Source organism: Paenibacillus sp. plas6, assembly GCF_057221655.1.
In genome coordinates this window covers 3,160,386-3,186,156 of sequence record NZ_CM170151.1, presented here as the reverse complement: position 1 = coordinate 3,186,156, position 25,771 = coordinate 3,160,386, and the positions used below count along the sequence as shown (strand labels likewise).

General features: G+C 40.2%; 18 protein-coding genes. 3 read left to right on the top strand and 15 right to left on the bottom strand.

Annotated features, from left to right (window positions below; genetic code table 11):
• Window positions 1-40 precede the first annotated feature (40 nt).
• The 12 genes from AC2TDL_RS14100 to AC2TDL_RS14045 all read right to left on the bottom strand — a co-directional run bounded on the left by AC2TDL_RS14100 (window position 41) and on the right by AC2TDL_RS14045 (window position 18,975).
• Window positions 41-490, bottom strand: a complete 450-nt coding sequence (locus AC2TDL_RS14100) for a hypothetical protein (protein ID WP_484701195.1) — start codon at window positions 488-490, stop codon at window positions 41-43.
• A 20-nt stretch (window positions 491-510) separates the two neighbouring features.
• Complete coding sequence (abnB, locus tag AC2TDL_RS14095; RefSeq protein ID WP_484696724.1) at window positions 511-2,106, bottom strand: arabinan endo-1,5-alpha-L-arabinosidase AbnB; 1,596 nt, start codon at window positions 2,104-2,106, stop codon at window positions 511-513.
• 24 nt (window positions 2,107-2,130) lie between these two features.
• Window positions 2,131-3,114 carry a carbohydrate ABC transporter permease gene (locus AC2TDL_RS14090; protein WP_484696723.1) on the bottom strand — a complete coding sequence of 328 codons (984 nt, stop codon included), beginning with the start codon at window positions 3,112-3,114 and terminating at the stop codon, window positions 2,131-2,133.
• A 1-nt stretch (window position 3,115) separates the two neighbouring features.
• Window positions 3,116-3,985, bottom strand: coding sequence for a carbohydrate ABC transporter permease (locus AC2TDL_RS14085; protein ID WP_484696722.1), 870 nt, complete (start codon window positions 3,983-3,985; stop codon window positions 3,116-3,118).
• Window positions 3,986-3,995: 10 nt separating this feature from the next.
• A complete protein-coding gene (locus AC2TDL_RS14080) occupies window positions 3,996-6,428 on the bottom strand; it encodes a DUF5696 domain-containing protein (protein ID WP_484696721.1) in 2,433 nt (810 codons plus the stop codon).
• Window positions 6,429-6,440: 12 nt separating this feature from the next.
• A complete protein-coding gene (locus AC2TDL_RS14075) occupies window positions 6,441-7,055 on the bottom strand; it encodes a Yip1 family protein (RefSeq protein ID WP_484696720.1) in 615 nt (204 codons plus the stop codon).
• Window positions 7,052-8,542 (bottom strand): hypothetical protein, encoded by a 1,491-nt coding sequence (locus AC2TDL_RS14070; protein WP_484696719.1) that lies wholly within the window; start codon window positions 8,540-8,542, stop codon window positions 7,052-7,054. The genes AC2TDL_RS14075 and AC2TDL_RS14070 overlap by 4 nt, the downstream gene beginning before the upstream one ends.
• 11 nt (window positions 8,543-8,553) lie before the next feature.
• Window positions 8,554-9,423, bottom strand: coding sequence for a carbohydrate ABC transporter permease (locus tag AC2TDL_RS14065; protein WP_484696718.1), 870 nt, complete (start codon window positions 9,421-9,423; stop codon window positions 8,554-8,556).
• On the bottom strand, window positions 9,423-10,388 hold the full coding sequence (locus AC2TDL_RS14060; protein WP_484696717.1) for a carbohydrate ABC transporter permease: 966 nt from the start codon (window positions 10,386-10,388) through the stop codon (window positions 9,423-9,425). The genes AC2TDL_RS14065 and AC2TDL_RS14060 overlap by 1 nt, the downstream gene beginning before the upstream one ends.
• On the bottom strand, window positions 10,385-13,363 hold the full coding sequence (locus AC2TDL_RS14055) for an extracellular solute-binding protein (protein WP_484696716.1): 2,979 nt from the start codon (window positions 13,361-13,363) through the stop codon (window positions 10,385-10,387). The genes AC2TDL_RS14060 and AC2TDL_RS14055 overlap by 4 nt, the downstream gene beginning before the upstream one ends.
• Window positions 13,364-13,452: 89 nt before the next feature.
• A complete protein-coding gene (locus tag AC2TDL_RS14050) occupies window positions 13,453-14,865 on the bottom strand; it encodes an ABC transporter substrate-binding protein (RefSeq protein WP_484696715.1) in 1,413 nt (470 codons plus the stop codon).
• Between the two features lie 342 nt (window positions 14,866-15,207).
• Window positions 15,208-18,975, bottom strand: a complete 3,768-nt coding sequence (locus tag AC2TDL_RS14045) for an alpha-L-arabinofuranosidase C-terminal domain-containing protein (protein WP_484696714.1) — start codon at window positions 18,973-18,975, stop codon at window positions 15,208-15,210.
• Window positions 18,976-19,225: 250 nt separating this feature from the next.
• Here AC2TDL_RS14045 and AC2TDL_RS14040 point away from each other — a divergent pair, with 250 nt between their 5' ends.
• Window positions 19,226-20,212, top strand: a complete 987-nt coding sequence (locus tag AC2TDL_RS14040) for a glycoside hydrolase family 43 protein (protein WP_484696713.1) — start codon at window positions 19,226-19,228, stop codon at window positions 20,210-20,212.
• A gap of 110 nt (window positions 20,213-20,322) precedes the next feature.
• Here the strand turns inward: AC2TDL_RS14040 and AC2TDL_RS14035 are convergent, their stop codons facing one another.
• Window positions 20,323-21,318 carry an ArsR/SmtB family transcription factor gene (locus tag AC2TDL_RS14035; protein WP_484696712.1) on the bottom strand — a complete coding sequence of 332 codons (996 nt, stop codon included), beginning with the start codon at window positions 21,316-21,318 and terminating at the stop codon, window positions 20,323-20,325.
• Window positions 21,319-21,414: 96 nt separating this feature from the next.
• A complete protein-coding gene (locus AC2TDL_RS14030; RefSeq protein WP_484696711.1) occupies window positions 21,415-21,933 on the bottom strand; it encodes an SRPBCC family protein in 519 nt (172 codons plus the stop codon).
• Between the two features lie 172 nt (window positions 21,934-22,105).
• On the opposite strand from AC2TDL_RS14030, the gene AC2TDL_RS14025 reads away from it, so the two are divergent.
• Together AC2TDL_RS14025 and AC2TDL_RS14020 are read left to right on the top strand one after the other, a co-directional pair.
• The gene (locus AC2TDL_RS14025) at window positions 22,106-23,416 is read left to right on the top strand and encodes a VanZ family protein (protein WP_484696710.1); all 1,311 of its coding nucleotides are present in this window, start codon (window positions 22,106-22,108) and stop codon (window positions 23,414-23,416) included.
• A 198-nt stretch (window positions 23,417-23,614) separates the two neighbouring features.
• The gene (locus tag AC2TDL_RS14020) at window positions 23,615-24,718 is read left to right on the top strand and encodes a cation diffusion facilitator family transporter (protein WP_484696709.1); all 1,104 of its coding nucleotides are present in this window, start codon (window positions 23,615-23,617) and stop codon (window positions 24,716-24,718) included.
• 174 nt (window positions 24,719-24,892) lie between these two features.
• Here the strand turns inward: AC2TDL_RS14020 and AC2TDL_RS14015 are convergent, their stop codons facing one another.
• On the bottom strand, window positions 24,893-25,735 hold the full coding sequence (locus tag AC2TDL_RS14015) for a PadR family transcriptional regulator (protein WP_484696708.1): 843 nt from the start codon (window positions 25,733-25,735) through the stop codon (window positions 24,893-24,895).
• Window positions 25,736-25,771 lie beyond the last annotated feature (36 nt).

Genomic DNA, 25,771 nt, shown 5'->3' with positions numbered 1-25,771 from the left:
TTCTCAATAGTCACTCTATAGCATTAGTATTGACGTAAACTTAACGTTTCACTCCTGCTGGAAGTATCAATAAGACACAAAACGCTAAGCTTTCTGTTACAGTAGCAAGCGCACAAAAAAACAAGCACAATATAGACGGTTCTAAGCCATATTGTGCTTGTTTCATTTCATACCCGACAAGAAAATCATCTGTTGTAAAGTTGCCTTTCAGTCCAAAAAAATCACTTTCATAAGCAAATGTACCTTTTTCTCGTGACAGATTTAAAACATCTTTGATCGAGTTATAAAGCAAGCTAATTTCTTCCTCGCTCATGTCACATATTTTCCTTTGAGGATGAAGACGCGCCTTGAACAGAATATCGTGCATATACATATTTCCAATGCCGCTAACATTTTTCTGATTCATTAAAAAAGATTTTATTTGCGTCTTTTTTCCTTTCAGAAGGGATAAGAAATAATCTATTGTAAATTTTTCATCAAACGGGTCAATTGCGATATAGATTTCCAGCTTTACTCCTCTTTTTTCGTTACAGCACTACCCCAAATCGACACGCCTTGCTCCGCTGATAGGGCGGAGAACGTCATAACCTCCTGTTTGGTCAGCTCGTCGTATTGTCGTAAAAATACGCCGCGATAAGTAACTCCATCAATCGTGATTGTCGCATTATGCTCACTATCTAGCTCCCAGCTTCCGCTCACTGCACCAGTAATGCTGCCATCTCCATTAAGCTCAACAACAACCGAGTTTTTAATTTCAGCTGTAATCTCTCGCCCATGATTGACTAGCTTATAAGCTCCTGCGATCTCTTCACTGCTGTATGTGCCAATCGTTTCCCCAGAATAACGATGCGGTGCCATTACGAACCAGCCGTCCTCATTTAAGAACATCTGATGTACTCGTATTTCATGCTGCTCGCCGCGATAAGGGAAACGAGTATGGAAGATATTAAAGTACTTACCGCTTGCTTCATCATAATAAGTGGAATTATGACCCGGAGAGACATAACCAGCTCCGACACCTCCGCCGCTTTCCCCTGCTTCACGGCGGAACATAAAGTTTCCAACTAACTTCACTCCGTACGGCTCGATTGCCCGATCGTCAAAGAAAGAGCCTGCTGGTCCTTGAGCATCAATTAAATCGTTGCCCATTGAATCAAGATAAGGACCATCTGGTGTTTTCGAGCGAGCGATACGAATATTGTAGCCGCCGTTCGCATCTAAGCCGCCAAAGGAAAGAAATAAATAATAATAATCGGTTTCAGGGCTGTATTGGATATATGGTCCTTCTATACGCACATGGTTTTTTCCTAATAGCTTTTTGCCATATCCCTGCCCCTCAAGCGGAAGACCAGTCGCTTTATCCATCTCCAGAATAAAGATTCCGCCAGAATACGAGCCGTAAACCATCCATAGCTTGCCTTCCTTATCAAAGAACACATGTGGGTCGATTGCATTAGGATGAACAGTAGCATCATAGATTGTGCCATCGGGACTTTTTTGGCCCCACATTCCAGATTTTAAGAACATTCCTAAATCTTTAAATGGTCCCTCAGGCGAATCTGATACAGCTAAACCAATTGCAGCGCGTGGTGAGTCTCCTTTACAAACACTATAGTAGAAATAATATTTTCCATCCTCTAGTTGAATAACATCACCAGCCCAAAAAGTATCTGTCTGTCCCCATTCCAATGCTTCAGCCATTTCTTCCTTAACATTTGGAATAAGCGGATTGCCATCAACAACGCCTGAACCAATTAGTGTCCAGTTCATTAGATCAGGGCTCTTCGCTGCTGCTAGATGAGAACCATAAACATAAAACATACCATCAGCATAAATGATTGATGGATCATGCACAGAAGCATTTGTAAACACCGGCACACCCTCTACGTTAGTTGCAGGAGCAGAATCTACTTGCCCCGCATCGTTACGATTTTCTGCGGTTTGCTCATTGCTTTCTTCTACTTTACTATCTTCTTGATTGCTAGCTTCAACCTGCTCCGCTTGCTGTGTCGGTGAAGCTGCAGGTGCAGCTTCATCCTTCGAGCAGGCTGTAATTAGCAAAAACGCAGCAGTTAAGCTCATCACATATACTAAAGATTTTTTCATTATTCCTCCTATAAACGTAATGCTTTATTCTCCGGCAATTCCTGCACGCTCAATGCTTTCTACGAAATAGCGTTGAACAAATAAATAGAGCAGAAGAATCGGGATAATCGACAGTACAACACCTGCCATCATTTGATTCATAACCGTTGGCGCCATCCCAATTGCACCTGAGGAAACACTAGTGCTCATTTGCTCAGCCGCCATATTTGCTTTACCGTAGAAGCCATTCATCCGCTGTGCCAAATTATAATAAACTGGCAAACGTAAATATAAGCTTGGTTGGAAGTTATCATTCCAATGCCAAACAACAGAGAATAAAAATACAGTAATCATTGCTGGTCGACCTAGCGGGAACATAATTCGCCAGTACGTACGGAACGGCCCTGCTCCATCAATACGCGCTGCTTCCTCTAGCACACCAGGTAAACGTCGATAAAACTGAATAAAGATTAAAATGAATAATGAACCTTGCAAACCGTGCCCAAACGCTGCCGGAACAATAAATGGCAAATGTGTATTGATCCAGCCTAAGTCGCTAAAAAACATATACAACGGTACAACAATCGTTTGCGGCGGTACAAGGAAAGTAAAAATCAATAGCACAAACCACAAGCCATAAAGCGGAAAACGATAACGTGCAAAGCCATAGCCGATAAATGAGCAAGAAACAATTTGCAACAACGCTGCGCCTAACGAAATAATGACGCTGTTGCTAAAACCTTGCCAGTACTTCATTTCGGTGAAGGCAATGCGATAATTTGTAAAATCTAATTGATGCGGTATCCAGCGTACCGTTGCATCAGATACATCCCAAGCCTGCATTAACGATTTGGATACCATATAAAGCAACGGATACAAAAAGATAAATGCCATGCTAAGCAAGACAAAATAATAGAAAACGTTGCTAATAATGTCCTTGCTTTTTTTGATGGTATAAAATTTAATAGCAGGATCGATTTTATCGCTCATCTTAAGCTTTTCTACTAAGAGATTTTGATTCGCCATCATGCTACCTGCCTTCCATCGAGGATAAGCTTCTTCTAAATAAGAGGAACACTAAGCCAATGACAATAAAAATTAAGACGAAGTAAATCCATCCTAGCGCGGAAGCATATCCATAGTTATTTTCTGCAAATACTCGCTGATTAATATAATCCATTACCCCATTGTCTGCTCTAGTAAACGAGCTTACGAGCGTGAACAATGTATTAACTAAAATCATTGGCATAATCATTGGGAATGTGATCTTCCAAAAGCTTTCCCATTTCGTTGCGCCATCACATTTAGCTGCCTCATATAGTTGAGGAGATATTGTCTGTAACCCTGCTAAGAAAATTAATGTCTGTACTCCTGCATCCCACATAACCATCGTTAAGGCATCTGCATATTCTAATAAATTTAAAAGCAGATCACTTGGAATAAATAATCTCAGCATCCGATACAGATCAAAATCCATAAAAATCGGTAGATTTGCAGCACCTTGCTCCATTAGCTTCTTTAATGTTGAGCCCGAAGCAATAATAACCGGTAAGAAGAAAATCCCCCTAAACAACATGCGTCCGCGAAACGTACGATTTAACAACAGCGCACTTGCCATCGAGAAAATTAATACTAACGGCACATGGGTCAGCATATTTGCAAATGTGTCGCGCAACAATGGCAAAAACTGTACATCAACTGTAAATGCTGCACGAAAATGTTTCGTGCCGACAAATTCAGCTAATAATCCATCTTTACTTGGCGATAAATCTTGGAATGCAAAATAAATCGAACGTCCAAGCGGAATAGCCATAAAAGCAAGAAAGCCAATAATCCAAATTAAAATGAAGGAATAGCCTTCAAGGATATGTCTCAATCGAATATTCAATTTGAATTTCATGCTTATTCCTTCACTCCTTACTCCAAGTATAGTTTTGAGCTTTAATCGTTGTACCATCTACCGTTACATCAAAGGAGTTATAATTGACGATAACGGTTGTTCCATTTGCATAGAGTGTGCGATAAACCCCGTTATCCAATTGCTCATGTCCAGTCATTTGCACACCGGCAATGCTTTCATAAAGCGGCTGCAGCTCCTGCACTTCATTAGCGATTTGCGGAATCCAGTCATCTGCATGGGAGCTAAATAAATACGTTGCCGCTGTACGATGCAGCTTACTGCTTAATTCGCCAGTTAGCTGTGCACTTGGCAATGCCCCATATTCAATGCTCTTCAATCTTTCATTAATCGAATCCTCACGCAAATTAATTGGCGCTGCATAATAAGGCACAATACCGTGCAATACCAGCTGGTAGAACGGCACTGCTTCATCAGTGTAGGTGTAATTGCTATGTGCTAACGGGGCTTCTTCAATCCGATCGACGATGCCAAGCGCATACGCATTACCGTATTCCACCGCCACGCTGCCAAGCTGTTCCTTTACAAGCTTCATGCTTTCAATCCACGCATTTGCTGCTACTGAACGATCAGTTAAATAGTCTTTATCCTCATCAGTATAAATAAGCTCACCCATATATTGCAGTTGTAAGCCATTAACTCCAAAAGCAGCAAAGTCATCCACTTGCTTTTTCAAATATTTGTTAAGTGCCTGCTCAGGCTTTAAATAGTTGAACGTAAAACCATTACGCGCCCAGCGATCGCTTGGCCAATATAAATTACCAACAACGACTTCACGGTCTAAGCCGCGCACAGCATCCTTACGCTCATTATATTTGCCTGTTTCCTCAAACGGCTTTACATAATTCGCCTTCAAATAGAGCGCGACATTTTGTTCATTAGCATATTCAACTAAGCTTTTTAACCCTGACTTGCCGCCGAGCTGGCGAGCTGCTTTATGCTGCGGCTGGTTACCGTAAAGCCCATTTTTCGTCCAACCGTCAAAAGTAGTTACAATGTGATTTACCCCGCTTGCTTTAAGCTTGCCGATAATCTCTTGCGCCTGATTAAACGTCGTCATTTTAATAAATGTGTTCCCGATAATTTCTTCTCGTAAAATTCCGCCGAAAAGACTAAGCGATAAATAAGGCGTTTGATCGGCAACTGGCGTTATCCCTTGAACATTAAGTAAATAATCTCGATAGGCTTGAGCCATGCCAACATAATTTGCTGCATCCCCTTCGAGCAGCACATATTCTGCACTGCGATTTCCTTGAATCATTTGCCCTTGGAAATAAGGAATTTGACCCGAGTTGCCAATAAATATCGTATCGTTTTTACGATACATAAATTCTACTGAGCTACGGTAAATTGGAACTGCACGAATCCCTGCCGGGTTGCCGTTAATTTTTGCTTCAAACTGTCCGTCCTTCACAATTGTCAATGTTCCTACTCCATTGCGGTAAATCCCAAATACAGGCAAAGCAATGCTTTCTCGAATTGTATTAGCGCGTTTATAATCAGTCATTAAAATATCATGCGTTTGAGTTTGAAAGGTTGGGTCATTACCATAAATGTACTCGGAATAGCCTTTCAAATACTGCTCATGATTAGTACGGAAATGAAGCAGCGCACCTGAACCATCTGGAAGCAGCATTGCCCCTTCATCCGTTTCTAACGCTCCATTGAAAAATGGCAGCGGCTCTAGACTTGTTAAATGAGCGGTACCGCTTTCCACAATGCTCTCAAATGGAATATCCACCTGCAAGCCCCGCTCCGTTAACGTATAAATCATTTGCAATGAAATACCTTCAGCAGCAAAATTAAAATCCAATACTACGCGATCTCCATCAACTTTATAGCTTGTCGTTGTCGTTGCATCCTTTAAAGAATACGTAGTTGTCACATCTGACCCCTCCGTATAACGAAGATGCAGCGGTGAATCAACAAACTTTTTGTTATTTGGCGGAAGCGTAGAAGGCACTTGCGGTGCCCCTAACCATTCTGTTCCCGTTTTATTGCTAACGACTCGTACATTTCCCGATTTTTCATCGATATACAGGGTGAATTGCTCGTTTTGCAGAACCTTTGTTGTCGCAGTAATCGCAGACAGTGTAACTTCAGCTTCTCCCCCTGCTGCTCCATTTGCTGCAGAGGCATTGTTAGCAGTTGGGTTATCTGCTTCAGCTTGCTCCGCAGAACTATCCGTTCCTCCGCTTGTTTCAGCTTCTAGATTATTTTCTGCTTCGGCTGCTTGTTCTGGATTAGCTATGTTAGCAGCAGCATCTGCATTTTGCTCCTCTGCTTGCTGTACAGTCTCTCCAGTGTCAGCCTGCTGGGCAGAAATCCCGCCCAATGAATTAAGTCCAGACGACTGACCTAGAAGGACAACGGCGAGGAGTAACATGAACAGCAGTTTTTTCCAGTTAATGTTGAATGATTTCATTACGTAGTCCTCCTATCCTCTTAGCCTTAATTCTTTTACAATATCGAGCAGGAAGTTTACAAACTGATTGGCAAGACCAAACAATAGAATGCAAACAAACCATAAAATAAGCACTGCAATTACACTTAAAAAGCTAATAAATAACGTTTTTGGCAAGTCGAAGTTGTGCAAAATTTTCACTTTTAACAGAAATAGCCATGCACACCATAAATAAATGCCAATGGTTAATATTCTGACAATGCCCGCTTCATCAAGCGCTAAAAATTGGGTTAGCAACGTTACAGGAATGATAAAAATAATATACGGAATTAGCGCATAAGCACTTCCATATACGATTTCAACAAACTTACCCTCGCCATCGAGAATTGCTGCTACTGCCCAATGGGCAATGCACCATGTTACCCACGGAACAAAAATCCAAATCGCTTCCTGTAAAATCGAGATTTGATATGCTTCTCTCGTTTCAAAGGCATAGCCTATTAAATAGAGTGATATAATTCGGGCAATATAGGCGGCAATAACAAGCGCTACTGCTTGCTTAATACGTACCATGCCGGGGCTTTGAATTTCTTCAAAAAAGTCGAATGGACGGAAAATGATTTTATGGATCATAACAAATGGACTCATACCGTCTCACCCTCTTTCACTACTCCATGAATAGTAGATTTACGCTTTTCTGCGCTTTCCTTTACTTTGCGCGCTAGCCATCTTGCAAATTTCGGAATATAGATACGCAGCAAAATAAATAGCACGATGATCGCAATCGCAATGATTGCAAAGTTCTCCTTAATTAACTCTTTGCGATATTCTTTAAATGCCATCGAGTAGTCGCCCCGCGCGCTCGCCAGCTTAAAGTATTTCATTGCCTCTTTATAATTTTCTTCCTTATAAAGTGCTTTACCGATTGCTTGATAAGCCATCTCATAGTTACTGTTTAAACGAATAACCTCTGTCCACATCTCCTTAGCTTCCTCATAGCGTCCGTCTACGTATAATGTAGAGGCCTTCTGCACTAGCTCAGCAAAAGGAGTTCTACGGAACACTTCAATAGAGTTTCTGCCGCGATCAACAACATAAACATTGCCATCGGCATCAAGTGTTAAATCAGCAGGTGTTGTAAACATGCCGCGTTGTTCACCAGATCCGCCAAATGCAAACAAAAAATTGCCTAGCTTATCATATTGGAACACTTTGCTTGTCTGTAAATCTAGCGCTGTGATAATTCCATTTTCATCAACCGTAATCCCGATAAAGGACGGCATAGCAAAAGGGCCTTGAGTATAAAAATCGCCATACTGTCTTTTAATCCCGATATTAAGTGTATCTACCCCTACAGGAGACAAACGTTTAATTTGATTGAAATCTTCTCCTAGTGTAGTTGTATACATAAAGCCTTCATTATCAATATCAAGGTTAGAAAACTCCGCTGGAACAATAGCTGCCATTTTCTGCTTTTGTGAATCTGTTGCAATTAAGCGGATAAGCAAACGTGACCAGCTAAAACCAACGTGGTTGGCACCATAAAACCCTTTAAATTGCCCGTTCGGGTCAAGCTGAATTAACCCTTGTGTATTGCCATCACTGACAACGTACATATAATCCCGTTTATCCAAAATAAGTTTGGACGGCGAATACGAAAACGTCGCTCCAATCAATGGACTTTCAGGTTTTGTAAATTCCTTTTCAAACTGACCGTCCTTGTTAAAAATAACGATGCGTCCGTTTTTCGTATCAGCTACATAGATCGTGCCATCTTCTTTAACATAAACTCCTTTTGGCTCGCTAAGCTTGCCTTTTCCTTCACTATCGCCGATTGTGCGTACAAATTGACGCTGCTTATTAAGCTGCACAATGCGATTATTACCAGCATCAGCAATATACATCATGCCATCGCTAGTAATAAATATTGATTCTGGGCGAAGAAAGCCTCCTGACTCTAAATCTAGCCCTGTAATTGAACTATCATAGACAAAGCCTGCGATCGAACGAATATCTGATCCTTGCGAATTAATGGTATAGCTTTCATAAGGCGTAGCCGCATGAGCTGTTGAAGCAAGCAAGGACAGAATAAACGTTATAAGCACGATGACTCGCACTTTTTTACCAGTTTTCATTCTACGTCCTCCTATTCCTTCAAGCCTGAATGAGCCATCGTTTGCAACACCATACGTTGTGTTGCAATGAACACGATAAGCGTTGGAATAATCATTAAGAAACTAGCTGCAGCAAATGTACCAACACGTGCGATTACTCCAGCACCGCCTTGAATCGTCTGGATTGCTAGCGGCAACGATTTCATATTTTCACTTGTTGTATATACCATTGCAGGATACGGATCATTCCATGCATTAATAAAGCTAAACAATGCGAAGGTGGCAATCGCCGGCTTAAGCATTGGCATAACTATTTTCCAAAATATTGTCCATTCGCTTGCACCGTCAATGCGTGCTGCCTCTAATAAGGCGTCCGGTATTTGTCGTAAAAACTGAACCATTAAGAACATACCGACTGGAGCTGCCAAATAAGGCAAAATTAAAGCAAAATACGTATTCATTAAGCCTGATTTACTCATAATTAGGTATTGCGGAATTTGCAATACAAGCGGAGAAAACATTAACGATGCAACAATTAAGTCAAAGATAAATTTCTTAAAAATCATATTGTGCTTTGCCAGCGGAAACGCAGCCAGCGCACTGATAATGATTCCGCCTCCAACAATACCTACCGTAATAATGATGCTGTTAAAAATGTATCGCATAAATGGCACTGTAGTTGTTCCTGTTACTAACAGCAAATCTCGAAAGTTAACTAACGTCGGATTCATTACGAAGAATCTAGGTGGGAACAAGAACAGCTCACTAATTGGCTTTAACGCTGTTGACGCTAGATAAACAAGCGGCATCAGCATCAATAAACCAAATGCTGTTAGAAAGGTATAAAGAACGATGCCGCCCCAGTCTATTTTTCTTCTAATTGATTGCAATCGAGACAACATTAATCCCTCCCTAACAGATTAAAGATTAGACGGTTTAACCCCATCATCAATAAAAACAATACAACAGCAATTGCAGAGGCATAGCCCATCTCAAAGCGAATAAACGCGTAATCAAATAAATGCGTTAATATCGTGTGTCCTGCATATAATGGGCTCGGCAAGCCTACAAGCTGAACGCTAATATCGAATACTTGTAACGAAGAAACGACCTGCATAACTGCCCCGAACAGAAGCTGCGGTTTAACAGCAGGAACCGTAATGTACCAAAGCCTTTGCCAGCGATTACGAATCCCGTCAATATCGCCTGCTTCATATAAATCTTTCGGAACATTTTGCAAGCCCGCAAGGAAAGCAAGGAAACCAACCCCCATGCTCATCCAAAGCGAAACAATGATAATAACTGGAACGATTGAACGAACATCCTGTAAAAATAGGAATGGCTCATCAATAATTCCTAGTTGAATTAACCAATGGTTAAGCAAGCCTTTACGGTCACCGGCAAATAAATAAAGCCATACGACGGACATTGCAGTACCGCTCGCGATTGAAGGAGTATAGAAGCATAGCGTATAGAAAAAGCGATATTTAATCGGAATTTGACTAATCAGCCATGCTAGTAAAAATGCCATAATATAGCCAACAGGTCCCGTAATAATTGCAAACTTTAACGTAATGCCAACTGCTTGCATAAAAATATCATCATCAACAAAGAGCAGCTTATAGTTAGAAAAACCGATAAAGCGCGGTGATTCCAAAATGTTATAGTAGGAAAAGCTAAGTGCGATTGAAATAATGATGGGCACTACGATAAATAAAGTGAACAGCAGCAGAAACGGTGCGACAAATAGCAGTGACACCTTGCTACGCTTAACATCTGCCCAAAATAGTTTTAGCTTTTTCTTTAAGCGGGACTCAGAGGAAGGCAACACTATGCCTGTCTGATTCTCTGTTTTTTCAGCTATCATTCGGTTGCCCCTCCTTGTTCAAGTTTATCTAGACCAAATTCCTCACGTTTTTTCTCAAGCTCTTTATTAATTTCTTTAACACCGTCTTCAACAGCTTCACGAACAATTCGACCGTTTAATACGATTTCATTCCACATATTTGCAACATATCGTGTAGTATAATAACCGCCTAGCACAACCTCACGCTCACGGAACCATTCCCATTGCTCGAGAATCGCTTCAATATCCTCAGCATTCCAAGGCAGGCGCTGCAACGCTTCAACATTAGCTGTATTCCAGCGTGCTTCAACACCTAATAATGCTTCTAGCTCAGAACCGAAGCGTTCTTGGGCATCGGCACTCGTCCACCATTTGAGGAACTCCCAAGCTTCTTCTTTACGGTCAGTAGACTTGAAAATAATACCCGTTTGCGCCAGACCGCCTGTGGAACGGTTAATTTGCCCATCTTCTTGTCGTATACCAGGCATTGGCTTCATCCCCCACCAGCCAGTAAGCTCTGGTGCTGCAGTCGATAAAAGAATATAAGTGGAATAGTCAGCTACCCCGATCGGCATTTCCCCTGAACGGAAGCGGTTATAAAAATCAGCTTGCTTCTCAATTTTGTAGTTCGTAAATAGCCCCGTCCACATTCTCATCGCTGCAATCGCCTCTGGTGAATCTAGTGCTGATTTTTTACCATTTTCGCTGTAGAATTCACCGCCATTTTGGAATAAGAATGGTGCAAATTCATTAATTGCTTGTTTTGTATCATTAATCGCATGAGGATAATAGAAATCCATTCCGTTCTGTTGCAAAATTGGAATCAGCTCCATTACTTCATCCCATGTTTCAGGAATATCCTCTTCACTGTAACCTAGCTCTGACATAATATCTTTACGATAGAACAACATATAGAAGTTTTGGTTTTCAGGAAGAGCAAAATTTCCTCCGTTATATTTGTAAGGAATAAGCGCTCCTGGACGGAAGCGTGCTGCTACTTCCTCGTAATCGTCAAAGCTGCTCAAATCAACTAATGCATTACGGACTGCAAAATCAATCGGCACCTCTCCATCTACCCCAAGCGCCACATCTGGTGCAAGTCCTGAAGTGTTAGCAAGCATAAGCACCTGTGACTGATTAGTTGGAATTACGTTAACATTAACCTTAATTCCTGTCTCAGGAGTAAAGTCCTCATCGATCATTTGCTTAATAATATCAACCCAGTCGCGACCACGCGCAATCCATACATCAAGCACTTCCTCGTCCTCATCATAAACTGTACCTACGCCACCGTAATTTTTGCGGAAAGTCATCAGCAGGTCGCTTATACTCGTACCGATCCGCACATAGATTGGTGCAGCTGGACGCGGCCAATCTTGATCTGGTGATTTTACAATAATGTAATCTAACACTAAACTTTGCTTACTTAGTCCATTTACCCATAGACCAAGCGAGGATTGCAGCTCACGGAATTGCGTTAGTCGAGCTGGAATAGATCGAGTATCGTTAGCCATATCGACTAATACGCCTCTCGCTTCATATAGCGTACTTATTTCCGAGCTGCCTTCTTCTACACCGAACAGCGTCAGCAATGTTATCGCATCTTCAATATTCCATGCCATATTTTGCAGTCGTTCTACGATGTTTGGAATGTTACGATCAAGCTTCCAATCGGCATTCGGGTCAGGATTTGTACCAGTAACGCGAATAACTTCGCGTGCCAGCTCACTCATTTTTTGCGACGTATCGGTAACTAGCTCTAGCACTTCACCTAACTCGCCAACTTGAACCTCCATGCGAATCGTATTTTTACCTTGCTGCAAATAGAATAAGTAGTCCTCTTCATTTGTTTGACTAAAATTGCTAATTTGCCACTCCGCTTTATATGGGAACGGCACAAAGTTCATCTCTTTAAATGGCAATTCTCCATTAATATAAACTTTGCGTTGTACTGGAAAGCCGTTAAGATACCATTGTCCAAAGCGAACCCCTATATTGTATAAACCGCTCTCTGGCACTTCAATTTCCCATTCTGCCCATTGACCACCTTCACGCCAACTTAATCCGCCAAAGCTATTTAAGACAACAGCTTCACTATTAAAAGGAACAGTATCAGGCTCGCGGTCTTCTATTCGTTTTAAGGTTGGATCAGATCTTAATGTGGACAACTCAGCTTGGAACGTCAAATAGTGACCAGATGTCACTGTTAAATTGTTTTCCTTATATTGCTGAGTTACTTCCTCGTAAGTCGGAATGACAGTTGGTGCATATATATGCAACTGTCCAATTGCTCCTGGCTCACGAATTGCTTCAATCCGAATGCTATGAGTACCTTTGCTTAAATAGAAACGAAAGCTTTCTGCAACCTTAGCTTCCGAATCGATAAAGTCACGATATTGCCAGCCAAATACTTCTGCCCTTTTAGGGTTATATTCATTTCCTTGGTTGTCGTACCAAGACTCTCCCGATTCTTGCCACATCCGTTGAAATTCTACTTGTTTAGCCTGATAGAAAGGATATTCTCCATCTATCTGTATACTTCTTACTAATCCAGCACGTTTGCCTTCGAGCGCGTAATAATCAAGCCCTATAAAATAAAATCCGTCTTGCGGAATATTAACCTCATACTCTACCCAGCTCTTTTCATCGCGTAAGGCGATGACTTCACCAAACTTTCCATCAAGATTGTTTTCTACTGTAGTTCCAGTTGCGCTAATACTTTTATATTGCATGGAAGGAATAATGAGATGTACATCCTTAACATCAGATGCTCCTTCACCAACATGACCATAATAATATTTATAATAGCTTTGCTCTAATTGAACGCTTGCTTGTTCGCCTGCTAGCAAGGTGGTTTCATCTAGATCAGGATGCCTTGGAACATCAGCCATTACATTCTGATCAAAGCTGCGGTTGTTATACCACCATATGGACAGTGTTGTTAAACATATTAATATCAGTATGGTTCCCGTATATTTTTTCAAAAATCTGACCAAGTGGCTCCCCCCCAATCGTCGTCTAGAATTGTCCGTGATAAACAATCCGAATCAAGTCGGGGCGACTTGATTCGGATAAATAGCAACTATTATTTTCCTAACTCAGCTTTTAGCTTAGCGATATCTTCAGCAAGCATAGACTCAACATCTTCCTTCGCCAACTGCAATGTTGTCCGAGAATCAACATTGTTATCAAGTGCATCTAGAATACGTGGCACCCAAATATTCCATGCTGCACCATCAAGTGGATTCAAGCGTTTAGCAGGAGTTTCAGATGCAATTTGTTCATAAAGCTTGTAGTCTTGCTGACCGCCTAAAAACTCGTTGGTGTTGTTTGCATACCAATCAAGCTGTGCAATATCTTTGTAGCCTGGTTGGATTGAATATTTCGTCCAAATTTTCCAAGCATTTTCTGAACGCATTGCCCATTGCAAGTAAACCCAAGCTGCTTCTTTGTTTTGCGATTGCGAAGGAATAACAAAGCTAGAACCACCGATAGGATAGTTGATACCGAATGGAAGATTGGTAACTCTCCATTTTCCTGATTGTTCTGGGAAGTTAGCAGCGATATCACGAGCTCCCCAAGAACCAAGCGCAATTCCCATTAGTTGTCCAGATTGAACAAGCGGCTTACCTTCATCAGTACCGTAAGCTAAGTGAGGCGCCCAACCTAATTGGTTACCGCGTTTTGTATAGTCAAGAATTTCAACTAGCTTATCAGTATCACGCACCCATTCGATGTTGTCATCGAAGTAACCGATTTCGTCACCAGCCCAGTGAATTGGACCATCGCGCCATTCCATAACCATTTTCCCTTGAGCAGCAGCTGCTTGTGCTAACTGTAGGAAGTTTTCTCCATCTTTAATAAATTCACCAAGCTCTTCTGGATCGCTAGGGAAACCAAGCTCCTCAACAATATCTGCACGATAATACCAAACACCAGGAGTTGAATCCCAAGGCATACCAAGAAGCTGTGTACCGTCTGGGCTCATCCAACGCTCCCAGTTATATTCAGGCACCAAATCTTTATATTTTCCAGCATTGTATGGTTCAGCCAGCAGATTTTCTAATACGCCGCCAGTTACATAACGCGTAAATTGTCCTTGCTCAACTTCTGCAATATCAGGAGCTCCAGTACCACTCGCCAATGCAGTTTGCAAGTTATTATGTAACTCTTCGAACGGAACAAAAACTGTATTCACTTTAATGTTAGGGTACTCTTGCATAAATGCTTCCGCTACTTCTTCGAATACGTTTTCATTAAAGACCCAAATTGTTACTTCACCAGATACATCCTTACCAAAGTCTTCTTCTGCAGCACCCTCTGCAGCTTCACCGCCAGAACCACCGTTATCATTTTGTGTTGCAGCAGTTGGCGTAGTCGTTGCATTGCCCCCAGAATTACCACTATTGCTTGAGCCTCCACCAGAACAAGCAGACAGCACTAACATTGATGTTAGCAAGGCAATTGTCGCTTTGTTAAATTTTGAAAAATTCTTCATCTGTTCTACCTCCTAGTTTTGTGTTGTAAAACTAAAATGTACGACCCCTGAAGCAATTGCTTAAATTAACATAAACGTTAATGATAAGACTGTTTTTTACGTTTTTTCTTATATTTTTGCAAGCGGGGTTTAACTTTTTATTAATTCATGTTGCAATCGCTTACACATGCATTAAAAAAAGAAAACTCGCATAATGCCATATAAGAAACAAACGAAAAATATACTGAGAAGTTATCGTTTATGTCTTTGTTAATAGATTATCTTTTTATTAATAATTAGTCAATACATAAACGATAACTTTCTAAAAATTTTATCTGTTTTTCATGCTTTCCTGTATTTCCTTTATTGCTTTAATGACCATCTTACAGCTTGCACAGAATGGGCCGGCAATTCTAGTATCAGCTCATTTCCTTCAAGCTTAACTGTTTCTTGTCGCGGAGAAATTAACTCAGCATTCTTTTTATTAACATTAGGCATATTAAGCAATGCCGCCTCTCCTGTTAACACCTCTTTAATTGCAAGCTTGTCCACTAAATAAGCACCTAGCTTAATTCTAACTGATTTATTAATTGGATCTGCGTTTACAAGTTTCATATAAAGATACTGCTCATCAACTGAAGCAGAATAATAGATTTCGTCATTGTATGCCTCTAGCTTATAGGATGCAGAAAATCTGGCACTATCTTCCCCTTGCTTATGATGCGAGCAATGCAACACATCGCTTGTACCTCCACCATAAACGATACGATAGCAATAGACAGAATCAGCCTCAATTTTCTCATCATAAGCGGCACGCATATTGCCGGCCATTGAGCTTGATGCATAATCTCCAAGTGTATATGCTTCTACACCTTGTTTAAATACTTTAATGCCTGTTGCTTTCCCTCTCTCTCCAGCTACATATTCGATTACATTTACTTTGCTAGAATTTCCTCCCTGCAAGCCAACACCAATATATAAACCATCATCATCAGACAAATGATAAGCGATAACGTCAACGATAATATCACTCCAGCTTTCCTCGATGAAAAGCCCTGTACGTTTGTTGCCATCTCCCTGCAGCACAACGCCAACGCCAGCCTGCCATAATTGAGGATTTGTATCATTTAACCATTGCCATTTTTCATCTAATCGCTGTGTAAAATCCTGTTCAAAAACAACCTGTCCGTTTATTTGATCTCTAATCGTTAGCTTTTTCAACACAATATGCCCTTTAACAGTAGATAAACTAATCCCGCCCTCTGGCTTTAAAATAATTTGTTTACCATTCCGAAAAGTTTTAAAGCAACTAGCAACAGTACGCGTTCCGATGTTTTGCGCAAACATTGTTTGCACATAGTAATTCGGCGTAAACCAAATATCTGAATCATCAAACCAAATGCAATCTGGAGTCCAACGATATTGCCCATCACTTAGCACCTTATTAAATAATGGGGCGTACGCTGCAAGCCGTACAACATCAGCATTATTTTCAAATCCTGTCATCATTGCAGCCTCTGCAATTGCTCCTGCTAATGTGTTTTTATCATTCGATGCATACTCTCCAACAAACACCTTGCTGCTCAAGGCTTCATCTAAGTTTCCTTGCTCATCATAAGCACGAAAATAATAGTTATAGCGATCGACATTTGCTAGTAAATAATCGTTAGAGCGATAGTAATGCTCATCAACAATGGTATCCATATAATGTGGCTGCTTACTGTACCAAGTAATGTGTTCAGTTATACGATTTTTACCATCAGTAAAGGCGATCGTTTCACTTCCTTTATAGTTACCGCTTAAAAATTTCCATCCCTGCTGATATGCATCATCATCTGCTTGCGCGCCAACCGTTGAAATTATCGTTAGCTTATGCTGCGGATAATGCTCCGCCATATACTCATCGATTGCATTTTTAAATATTTCAAAATTAGCATAAAATTCACTGCCCCAGTTTTCATTACCGACGCCTAGGTAACGTAAATCAAACGGCTCTGGATGTCCCATGCTGGAGCGCAATTTTGCCCATTCATTGCCTTTGACATCTTCACTAAGCGCAAAATCGATTAGGTCAGTAAAATTTTTAATATAATAATCACGTAAAGATCCTCCTGCCGGGTTAGCATAATCGCTGCGCGCTTGGCAGAGCACCCCACATGCCATAACAGGTAACGGTGTTGCATTCAAATCCTCAGCTAATTGGAAATATTCCATATAGCCAAGTCCTAGCGTCATCATATATCCCCAAACATTAAAGTTTTCTTTACGCAACTCAACTGGACCAACAGAATGTTTCCAATCATAGACATTCTCCCATATATGCGACCCTTCAGATATGCATCCTCCTGGAAAACGCAAGAAGCGAGGCTTCATTTTTTGCAAGGCAAGCACCATATCGCGGCGCAAGCGATAATTCGAATTTCCCTTAAAGTTACGATGTGCTGTTGGTGAACCATCTTCCTCACTTGCTCCCCATACCTGTTCAGGGAACAGCGAAACCATATCAATCGCTGCTTCCCCCGTAAAATGTAAACTTAATTGCCCCAGTGTAGTTTTGTTAGCCACAAGACAAAGCGACTCGCTTACGCCATATTTATGCCATTTGCCGTCAGGCCGAAGTGGTATAACAATAGTATCGCTAATGGCTTCACCACTACTGTCTTGAAGCTGAACTTGAATTTGTCCATCATTGTCATCCCTAGCAGAGGATGGTTCAGCTTTAGCCCAAATTGTAAATAAATAACCCTCCCCTTTTGTAAATGACATCGCACATTGATGATTGCTATCATTGAATCCCTTGTTAACAATGGTCGTTCCAGCTAAAACTTTGACATAATAAGCATTTGTATCAGTATCTGCTAAAGCAAAATGTTCGTTTAACCCACCTTCATTACACACTTCTAAACGTTCTAGCTGACCATACCAACCTTCAAGCGGTTGGTGACGACGTCCAGTAGAATGACCATGCTCCCCACATATATGCGAGTAGCTGTCATAAGTAAATGCTTCAAAGCTGCGATTGCGCACAAGCTCAGCATAAATCCCGCCATCGGCGGCATTGTTAATATCCTCATAAAACAGTCCGTAAAGATGTGGACTGATTTCTGCAGACTTTCCATGCTTAATCAACTCTATTTCATAAGGGATAGTCTCTTTTGGCAATACAGTTAAGGAATGGGCGATCATATAGCTGGCATTACCGCGGCGCAACGTTGCTGTCAATTCAACAGCTTGCGGTTCGTTAAGTTTATCATTAACTTCTCCTTGGGCAGTTAGCACTTCAGGATTAGAGCTAGTCCATTCAATAGCAACCAGTCCACCCAGCAAAGATTGCGGCAGAGCAATTGATTCGGTCACGATTGAAGTTGGCAAAGATAACTCATTTCTGCTTGCAATGCTTATAATTTGCTCGTCGCTTAATGTTTCGCACATAATGCTAATAATGTCTTCTTCCTGCAAAGCTGCTTCATAAATCCTAAAATCAGATATAGCACCATTAAAGTCAGCATCAGCAGCAAATTGTGAGCGTCCGATATAGTTTTGCGCATATCCTTGACCGCTTAACGTTGCCAGCCACTGACGATATGCAAGATAGGCACCGCTTGAAGTTTGACTTATTGAGCCATCAACGACAAGTCGTCCGTTTAAATACAGCTTTGGCCCAGCCTTACTTTCTGTCCCTCCCTTCGTTCCACTTATCGTATAAGCAATATGAACCCAAGTACCAATAGGCAATTGCTTATTATAGTCAACCGCAATATCTGCTCCATTAAAGCAAACCCCGCGTAAATTTCGTGTTAAAAAAAGATAGGGCCCTTGTTCACCTTCACCAAAATCAAATATTCTTTCCCATACACTTTGTCCTTCCCGCAAATAAATCCAGCTTACAACTGTTAATCCCGTCTCATCATCGACATTCGCTAATAGATTAGCTGGTAGCTGTATAAAGCCACTGCCATGCATACCGCCATAAAATTGAATTGCAGGGCGACCATCTAGCTCCAGCAAAGTTGGCAGCTTGCCACTGCCTAAAACGGTTGCATGATTTTTGTTGCCAGAACGATCGATGCCTGGTTGCTCTGCCAATGTACTGGCATAATGTGCCACTAGCAGTTTATTGTTTTGCTTCATATTAATCACCGCCATATTTGATTATTAACAAGTTAGTTAATCAATTAATAACTTTGTGAATCAGTTTATCGTAGACACTGACAAAATTCAATAGTCTTTGTAATAAACCACCTATTTTTGGCGCAAACAACTAAATTTTTTTGTCATTTTAAATTAACCCCTAGACAAAGTATTAAGATTATGTAATATTAATACTATTATAAATTCTTAATATTTATATTAACTTTACAAGGAGGACTGACTATATCTAATGACTACAACCGAGTATATTAATCCAATTGTTCCTCAACGAGCTGATCCTTGGATTTATAAACACACAGATGGATATTATTACTTTACTGCTTCTGTTCCATCCTACGATTATATTGAATTACGACGTGCTACTACGATTAATGGACTTGCTGATGCTGAACCTGTAGTGTGCTGGAGAAAATATGATTCAGGACCAATGAGCGCTAACATTTGGGCGCCTGAAATCCATTACATTGATAATAAATGGTATATTTACTTCGCTGCTGCACGTACTGCAGAAACGAATGAAGGATTATTTGATCATCGTATGTTCGTTTTAGAATGTGAAGCAAGCAATCCGCTTGATGGACCTTGGGTAGAAAAAGGGCAGGTTAAAACAGCTTGGGAATCATTTTCTCTTGATGCTACAAGCTTTGAGCATCGTGGCGTGCGTTACTATGTATGGGCACAAAAAGATCCCCAAATTAAAGGGAACTCCAATCTATATATCGCACCAATGATTAATCCTTGGACAATAGCTGATAAGCAAACTTGTATTTCAATTCCTGAATATGAGTGGGAAAAAATCGGATTTCTCGTAAATGAAGGGGCTGCAGTTATTAAGCGTAACGGAAAAATCTTTATCACTTATTCTGCAAGCGCTACAGATCATAATTATTGTATGGGCTTATTATGGGCAGATGAAAACAGTGATTTGCTGGATGCCGCATCATGGCATAAATCACCAGCGCCAGTATTTACGACACATGAATCATTATCGATTTATGGTCCAGGACATAATAGCTTTACGGTTGCAGAGGATGGAGTGACGGATCTGCTTGTTTATCATGCTCGCAATTATAAAGAAATTGTCGGCGATCCGCTTTATGATCCAAATCGTCATACTCGTGTTCAACCATTTTACTGGACACCAAGCGGCTTCCCTGATTTCGGAAAACCGTTGAATCACGTTAGCTTAACTCCCGCAGCAGCTAACGCGAAATAGAGCTAACAATTGCTTTAACAAAAAGGGCTGTATTCAAAAAAACTTCTTTTTGAATACAGCCCTTTGTTTATCGACGATAATAAGTAGTGGTAATACTATGAAGCTACTAGTTACTTCTCATTACTTTTTTTAGTTTTGCTTCTCTTTTTCTCCTGCTCCGCTTGCAACTCTTGCAGTTCAGCATCAGTTAACTTGCGATCATAATATAGCTTAAACACAATGTCTTGATTATAGTTTCCAAAGCCGCTGCCAAACAATGTTACACCGCCGACATTTTCCGCATCCTCACGCACAGAAATTCTGAACTTCCATTGAGTCAGCTCTAAATCAAGATCTTTTAATGTTACATTAGAAATTTGTGTGCCATCGATAAATGTGCCCTCATTATTAATTTTTAACACTTTTAGTAACCCGTACTGGTTGATTTCATCCCACCACCAGTCAGGAGTATAGCGACCACGCTGCTTTTCGCCGCCAAAGTCGCCTGGGCTCGTCCACATTCCTAAATCTACACCGTTAAGTGTAAAGGTAATATCTGATGGCCAGTTTTCGTTAGCAAATGGAGCCTCGGATGAAATTTCCATTGAAATTTCCAATTCAACAGGCACTTCATTTTTATTAAGATAATTGGCAAGTCGGTATTCAACAAAGCCTTGACCAAACCATAATATTTTTGCATTAACTCGTTCTGGCTCAAGAAAGGCACGCGGCTCATCAAACATCCCGATCACTTTTACTGTCGTTGCTAAACCACAAGTCGGTGTAACTTCAAAATCCGTATAATGACCAACCGAAACCTCCGTTACATGACAATCCCGGTACACCGTCTCAACCTTTGGCGGAAAAACGATTTCAATAGAGTCTGTAACAAGCGTACATACCTTTTTCGCTCCACCCTTACCTGGCTGCATCGATGATTTGATAATACCAGCACGTTCTAGTTTTTTAACATGCATTGTCATAATCGCACTACTTAAATTCATCGCATCCGCTAATTCTTTTATATTCATTGATTTAATCGCCAATAAGCGAATCATTTCAATACGTACACTGCTTGCAAGCGCTTCGTATACAGGTAATGAGTGCTGAGAAATATCTATTTTCATTGTCTACCACCTTATTAATAATAAACCTATTAATCATTACATCTTAGTTAAGTATATCATAATTTCAATAAAAAGTAGCAATATATTCTGCTACAATTATTTATTTCTTAGAAAATTATCCAATCTCATCCATGTTTCGGTAATGCCAGTAACCAAGCCCATTTTCATCATATTCTCTAGCTCTTCTTTAGTCGAATATTGCGTTTCGCTAATCACTCTAGTAAATTTTGCTTGATCCTTAAAAGTAAGCACAACTAATGCGCTAGGTGCAGCAGTATTAATCTCTCCTTGCTCATTAGATAAATAATCTCGATAAACGAGCCGATTTCCTTCCTCCACTTCTTCAAACATCGCTTTTCCCCAGGACTGCTGACCAGCGTATTCCTTGCTTTTATCTGTGCATGTAAGGCAATAATGCCACTCGCCTTCTGGCTTAGCATCGATTTGGCAATATGTGAGTTCCCATCCATTCGGCCCCCACCATTTTTTTAATGACTCCGCTTCTGTAAAGGCTTGAAAAACTTTATCTCTTGATGCTGGAAAGACCTGCTCTAAAAATAAAGATTGCTCACGTACTTTAGCGCTAATCTTCCCTAGCTTCGCTCTTGAAAACATCAACTCATCTCCTTAGTTTCGATTACATATGCTTTATCATACCGAAAATAACCGAATATTAGCAAATCAATATGATTTCATCTTGCATAAATTTAATATGGAAAATAATGCTTTTTATCAATAGTAATGTTATAATAAATAACCTAATTATAAGATGAAAGGACTATACATAGTGCTGGAATATGGACAACCAATCTTAGTTGCATTACTAATATTCGGCGTTATTGCCATGCTCAGCTTTTTACCTTGGCTAATTTATATTTACAGAAAGCTAGGATATTTTCCGTTATCGTCAACACTCATTGTTTTTTCTTTTATTTTTTACTTTTTAGCTGCTTTTTTACTAACGATGCTTCCTTTACCTGATAGCCGACACAACTGCGTCGTCTCGTCATCGAGAGCAAATTACTCATTAGTACCTTTTCAATTTGTTAAGGACATATTGCGTGAAAGCAATGTCGTTTGGAATAATCCGTCGACCTATATTCTGCTATTAAAAGAGCGCGCTTTTTTTCAGGCGTTTTTTAATTTGCTGCTGTTAATGCCATTTGGTGTATATTTACGTTATTTCTTTCAAACCCGTAAAGCTTGGTGGAAAGCATTAATTCTTGTGTTTGCAGTTACTTTAATGTACGAGATTACTCAGTTAACTGCTATTTTTGGCATTTATGATTGCCCGTATCGTCTATTTGATATTGATGATTTAATGCTTAATACGGTAGGAGGAGTGCTGGGCTTCTTTATAGCTCCTATTTTGCTGGCGCTATTCCCTAGCCGCGCAGCAGTTATAGAAAAAGCGAACCAATTGCTAGAGCGTGATGAAGTACGTAATATGCCAATCCTGCTAGCGACACTGCTAGATATTATCATTATTCAAATTAGCTCGCGTATCGCTGCTGGCATTTATGGCAGTGATGACATTTGGACTATGCTGATTATTCACTTTGTTGGATTAGTTATTTTCTTAGTAATGATTCCAGCTATTTGGCATGGTCGTACGCTCGGCAGTTGGTTTATGCGCTTCCGCTTTACAAGTGATAAATTAGTTAGAAAGCTTACGAAACGAATGCTAGCTATCTTTTTGATTTATGCAATATTGTTTGTTGCCCAAGTATTGAACCAATTAGAAGTCGGAATTGGTTCACCTGCGTACATTTTTATTGTAGCAATTAATTTGCTTGGTCTTTTAATCCCAGTAGTGCTGTTCTTTGTTATTGTCATTCATACGCTAGTTGTGTTAGCAAGTAAGGAAAAACGACGTTTCTTCTTTGATATGTATAGCGACTTAGGAACAACACGCAAACCGATTATGGCAACGGACAAGCTCCACGACGGCAATGAAAATAGCAGCATTGACAACAACAACGTTGAAAATAGCAGCATTGACAACAACAACGTTGAAAATAGCAAAGTTGAGAATAACAATGTTGAGAATAGCCATCTTGACAACAACCACGTTGAAAATAACGATGATAATGAATAGTAAAACTATACGCAAAACCTATTACTAACTCTTTTATTTTTAACTCTCTCTGTTTTAACAAGGTTTTTCTAACTTGTTTTTAACTGAGAGAGTTTTTTTAATATATATAAGTTAAATTGACAAAATAATAGACATATGATTAACTATATATGAGCATATGTTCATATATAGTTAAAAGTGTACTGAGGAGTGATAAAAATGAGAAAGCAACCGTACAACATTTTACATAAATCTCACGATCATGAGCTTCATAATCATAAGCAAAGTAATCTAAGTCATCAGAAACAGCATGATAACGAACATAGTTACCACGACGATGCTCAACATGGAAATCATCATCGTCATAACCATTATGAACACAGTCATTATGGGCTTAGTCATCATGCGCATAGTCATGGATTGCTGCATCCACATGGGGCAATGGATAGTAATCGCCAAGGATTGCTTATCGCACTAATCATCACTGCAACAATTATGACACTTGAATTTGTTGGCGGCTTACTAACGAATAGCTTGGCGTTACTATCGGATAGCGGTCATATGTTAAGTGATAGCAGCTCCTTAATATTAAGTCTGATTGCCTTTTGGTTTTCAAGTAAAGCTTCATCCAGTTCAAGAACTTTTGGTAACTCTCGCTTTGAAATTATAGCTGCATTGTTTAATGCTGTTACTTTATTTGTCGTCGCGACAATTATTATTATTGAAGCAATTGAACGTTTTACGAGTCCAACTGAAGTTGCTAGCAGCACGATGATAATTATTGCTAGCATCGGTCTTGTAGCAAATTTACTATCTGCAATTGCTTTAATGCATAAAGGAGATGTTAAGCATAACGTTAATATGCGTTCCGCATACTTGCATGTTATTGGCGATATGTTAGGTTCAGTTGGAGCGGTTGTTGCGGGGCTTATTATGATTACTTTCAACTGGTACTATGCCGATCCGATTATTAGTCTTCTTGTCGCTCTGCTTATTTTACGTAGTGCCTGGAGCGTATTGAAGTTAAGCCTTCATATATTAATGGAAGGAGCTCCTGCTGAGATCGATTTGCAGCAATTACGAGAAAGCTTGCTTTCCTTGCCACAAGTAACAGCACTTCATGACTTGCATCTTTGGACAATTACTTCTGGTTTGAACTCATTAAGCTGCCATTTAGTTGTAGAGGATGACAGCGATCAAGGTGCAGTACTGGCTGCAGCAATAAAGCTAGCTGAGCAATTTGGAATTAAGCATTCAACCTTTCAAATTGAAAAAGCACAACTGCAACATGAGCCATGCCCAGTTCTTGTCGCTGCGAAATAGTTAACTCTTCGGCATTATGGAATAGATAACTTCTCTGACACAATTTAAAGCTAGTAAGCTTTGCTCAAAAAGCATAAAATAAATAGTTTCAGCTTTAAAAGGTTCATCGTTAACAAAGTTATCTATTCCTTAGCTCTAGAGTCAGTAACTCTGTTGGCATAGCATAAAAAAGAATTATTTATCTAGTAGCTCATCATCATCTTGTTCTTCATAATCAAAATCAGCAATATCTAACTCTTCATTTACAAGTCCTTCATTTTCTAGCTCTTCTGGTTCTTTTCGTTCTTTTCTTTCAATTGATTCAATTGTTGCTTGCTTTATGGCAGTAAGAATCTCTTTTAAACTTGCTTCTGCAGAGGTCATTAACTGCTGAAATTGTTTAGCATGCTCTGATTCTGGAGCTTGCGTAGCTGCTTCATCTACCTTTGCCATTAAATGAACAAGATGGGACCAGTTTTTCATAAATTTACGCAGCTGTAGCTTTTGCTGCTTACGAGCAAGATGTGGTGGAATTCCTGAACCATGCTTTAAATGAACAGCCACGTCCTCTGACTCTGCTTGCTGATGATGCTCGTTTAAATATAGCTTGCCAGCTTCAGTAATTTGATAGAGCTTTTTACCTTCACTTTCAAGGGCTAGAATATATCCCATATCTTCTAACATTTGCAAATTTGGATAGACAGAGCCTGCACTTGGTACATACAAACCGCCTGTTTTTGCTTCCATTGCTTTAATGATCTGATAACCGTGCATTTCTTGCTCTGAAAGCAGCTCTAGAAGAGCAAATTTAAATCTGCCTCGTTCAAAAAATCGCTTTCCTTCACGATGACCTACAGAAATTGCACGCTCTAAAACTTCACTATGATGTCTTGGACCTTTTCTTCTGCGATCTGACTTTTCGTTCAAACCACTATCATGATGACGGCCATGGCTAACTTCATCACTAGCTTGAAGCTCAAAGTCTACAGCGAACTGTCCGCGGTGATGATGGCGCTTATGATGCTTTTTAGATTTCATAATGATCACTCCTTAATTTGAACAATACGATATATC

Excerpts from the sequence above, each read along its gene's own strand:
- AC2TDL_RS14070 (WP_484696719.1), bottom strand. The coding sequence starts at position 8,542 with ATGAAAACTGGTAAAAAAGTGCGAGTCATCGTGCTTATAACGTTTATT.
- AC2TDL_RS14085 (WP_484696722.1), bottom strand. The coding sequence starts at position 3,985 with ATGAAATTCAAATTGAATATTCGATTGAGACATATCCTTGAAGGCTAT.
- AC2TDL_RS14090 (WP_484696723.1), bottom strand. The coding sequence starts at position 3,114 with ATGATGGCGAATCAAAATCTCTTAGTAGAAAAGCTTAAGATGAGCGAT.
- AC2TDL_RS14030 (WP_484696711.1), bottom strand. The coding sequence starts at position 21,933 with ATGTTTTCAAGAGCGAAGCTAGGGAAGATTAGCGCTAAAGTACGTGAG.
- AC2TDL_RS14020 (WP_484696709.1), top strand. The coding sequence starts at position 23,615 with ATGAGAAAGCAACCGTACAACATTTTACATAAATCTCACGATCATGAG.
- AC2TDL_RS14050 (WP_484696715.1), bottom strand. The coding sequence starts at position 14,865 with ATGAAGAATTTTTCAAAATTTAACAAAGCGACAATTGCCTTGCTAACA.
- AC2TDL_RS14035 (WP_484696712.1), bottom strand. The coding sequence starts at position 21,318 with ATGAAAATAGATATTTCTCAGCACTCATTACCTGTATACGAAGCGCTT.
- AC2TDL_RS14060 (WP_484696717.1), bottom strand. The coding sequence starts at position 10,388 with ATGATAGCTGAAAAAACAGAGAATCAGACAGGCATAGTGTTGCCTTCC.
- AC2TDL_RS14040 (WP_484696713.1), top strand. The coding sequence starts at position 19,226 with ATGACTACAACCGAGTATATTAATCCAATTGTTCCTCAACGAGCTGAT.
- AC2TDL_RS14015 (WP_484696708.1), bottom strand. The coding sequence starts at position 25,735 with ATGAAATCTAAAAAGCATCATAAGCGCCATCATCACCGCGGACAGTTC.
- abnB (WP_484696724.1), bottom strand. The coding sequence starts at position 2,106 with ATGAAAAAATCTTTAGTATATGTGATGAGCTTAACTGCTGCGTTTTTG.
- AC2TDL_RS14065 (WP_484696718.1), bottom strand. The coding sequence starts at position 9,423 with ATGTTGTCTCGATTGCAATCAATTAGAAGAAAAATAGACTGGGGCGGC.
- AC2TDL_RS14045 (WP_484696714.1), bottom strand. The coding sequence starts at position 18,975 with ATGAAGCAAAACAATAAACTGCTAGTGGCACATTATGCCAGTACATTG.
- AC2TDL_RS14080 (WP_484696721.1), bottom strand. The coding sequence starts at position 6,428 with ATGAAATCATTCAACATTAACTGGAAAAAACTGCTGTTCATGTTACTC.
- AC2TDL_RS14075 (WP_484696720.1), bottom strand. The coding sequence starts at position 7,055 with ATGAGTCCATTTGTTATGATCCATAAAATCATTTTCCGTCCATTCGAC.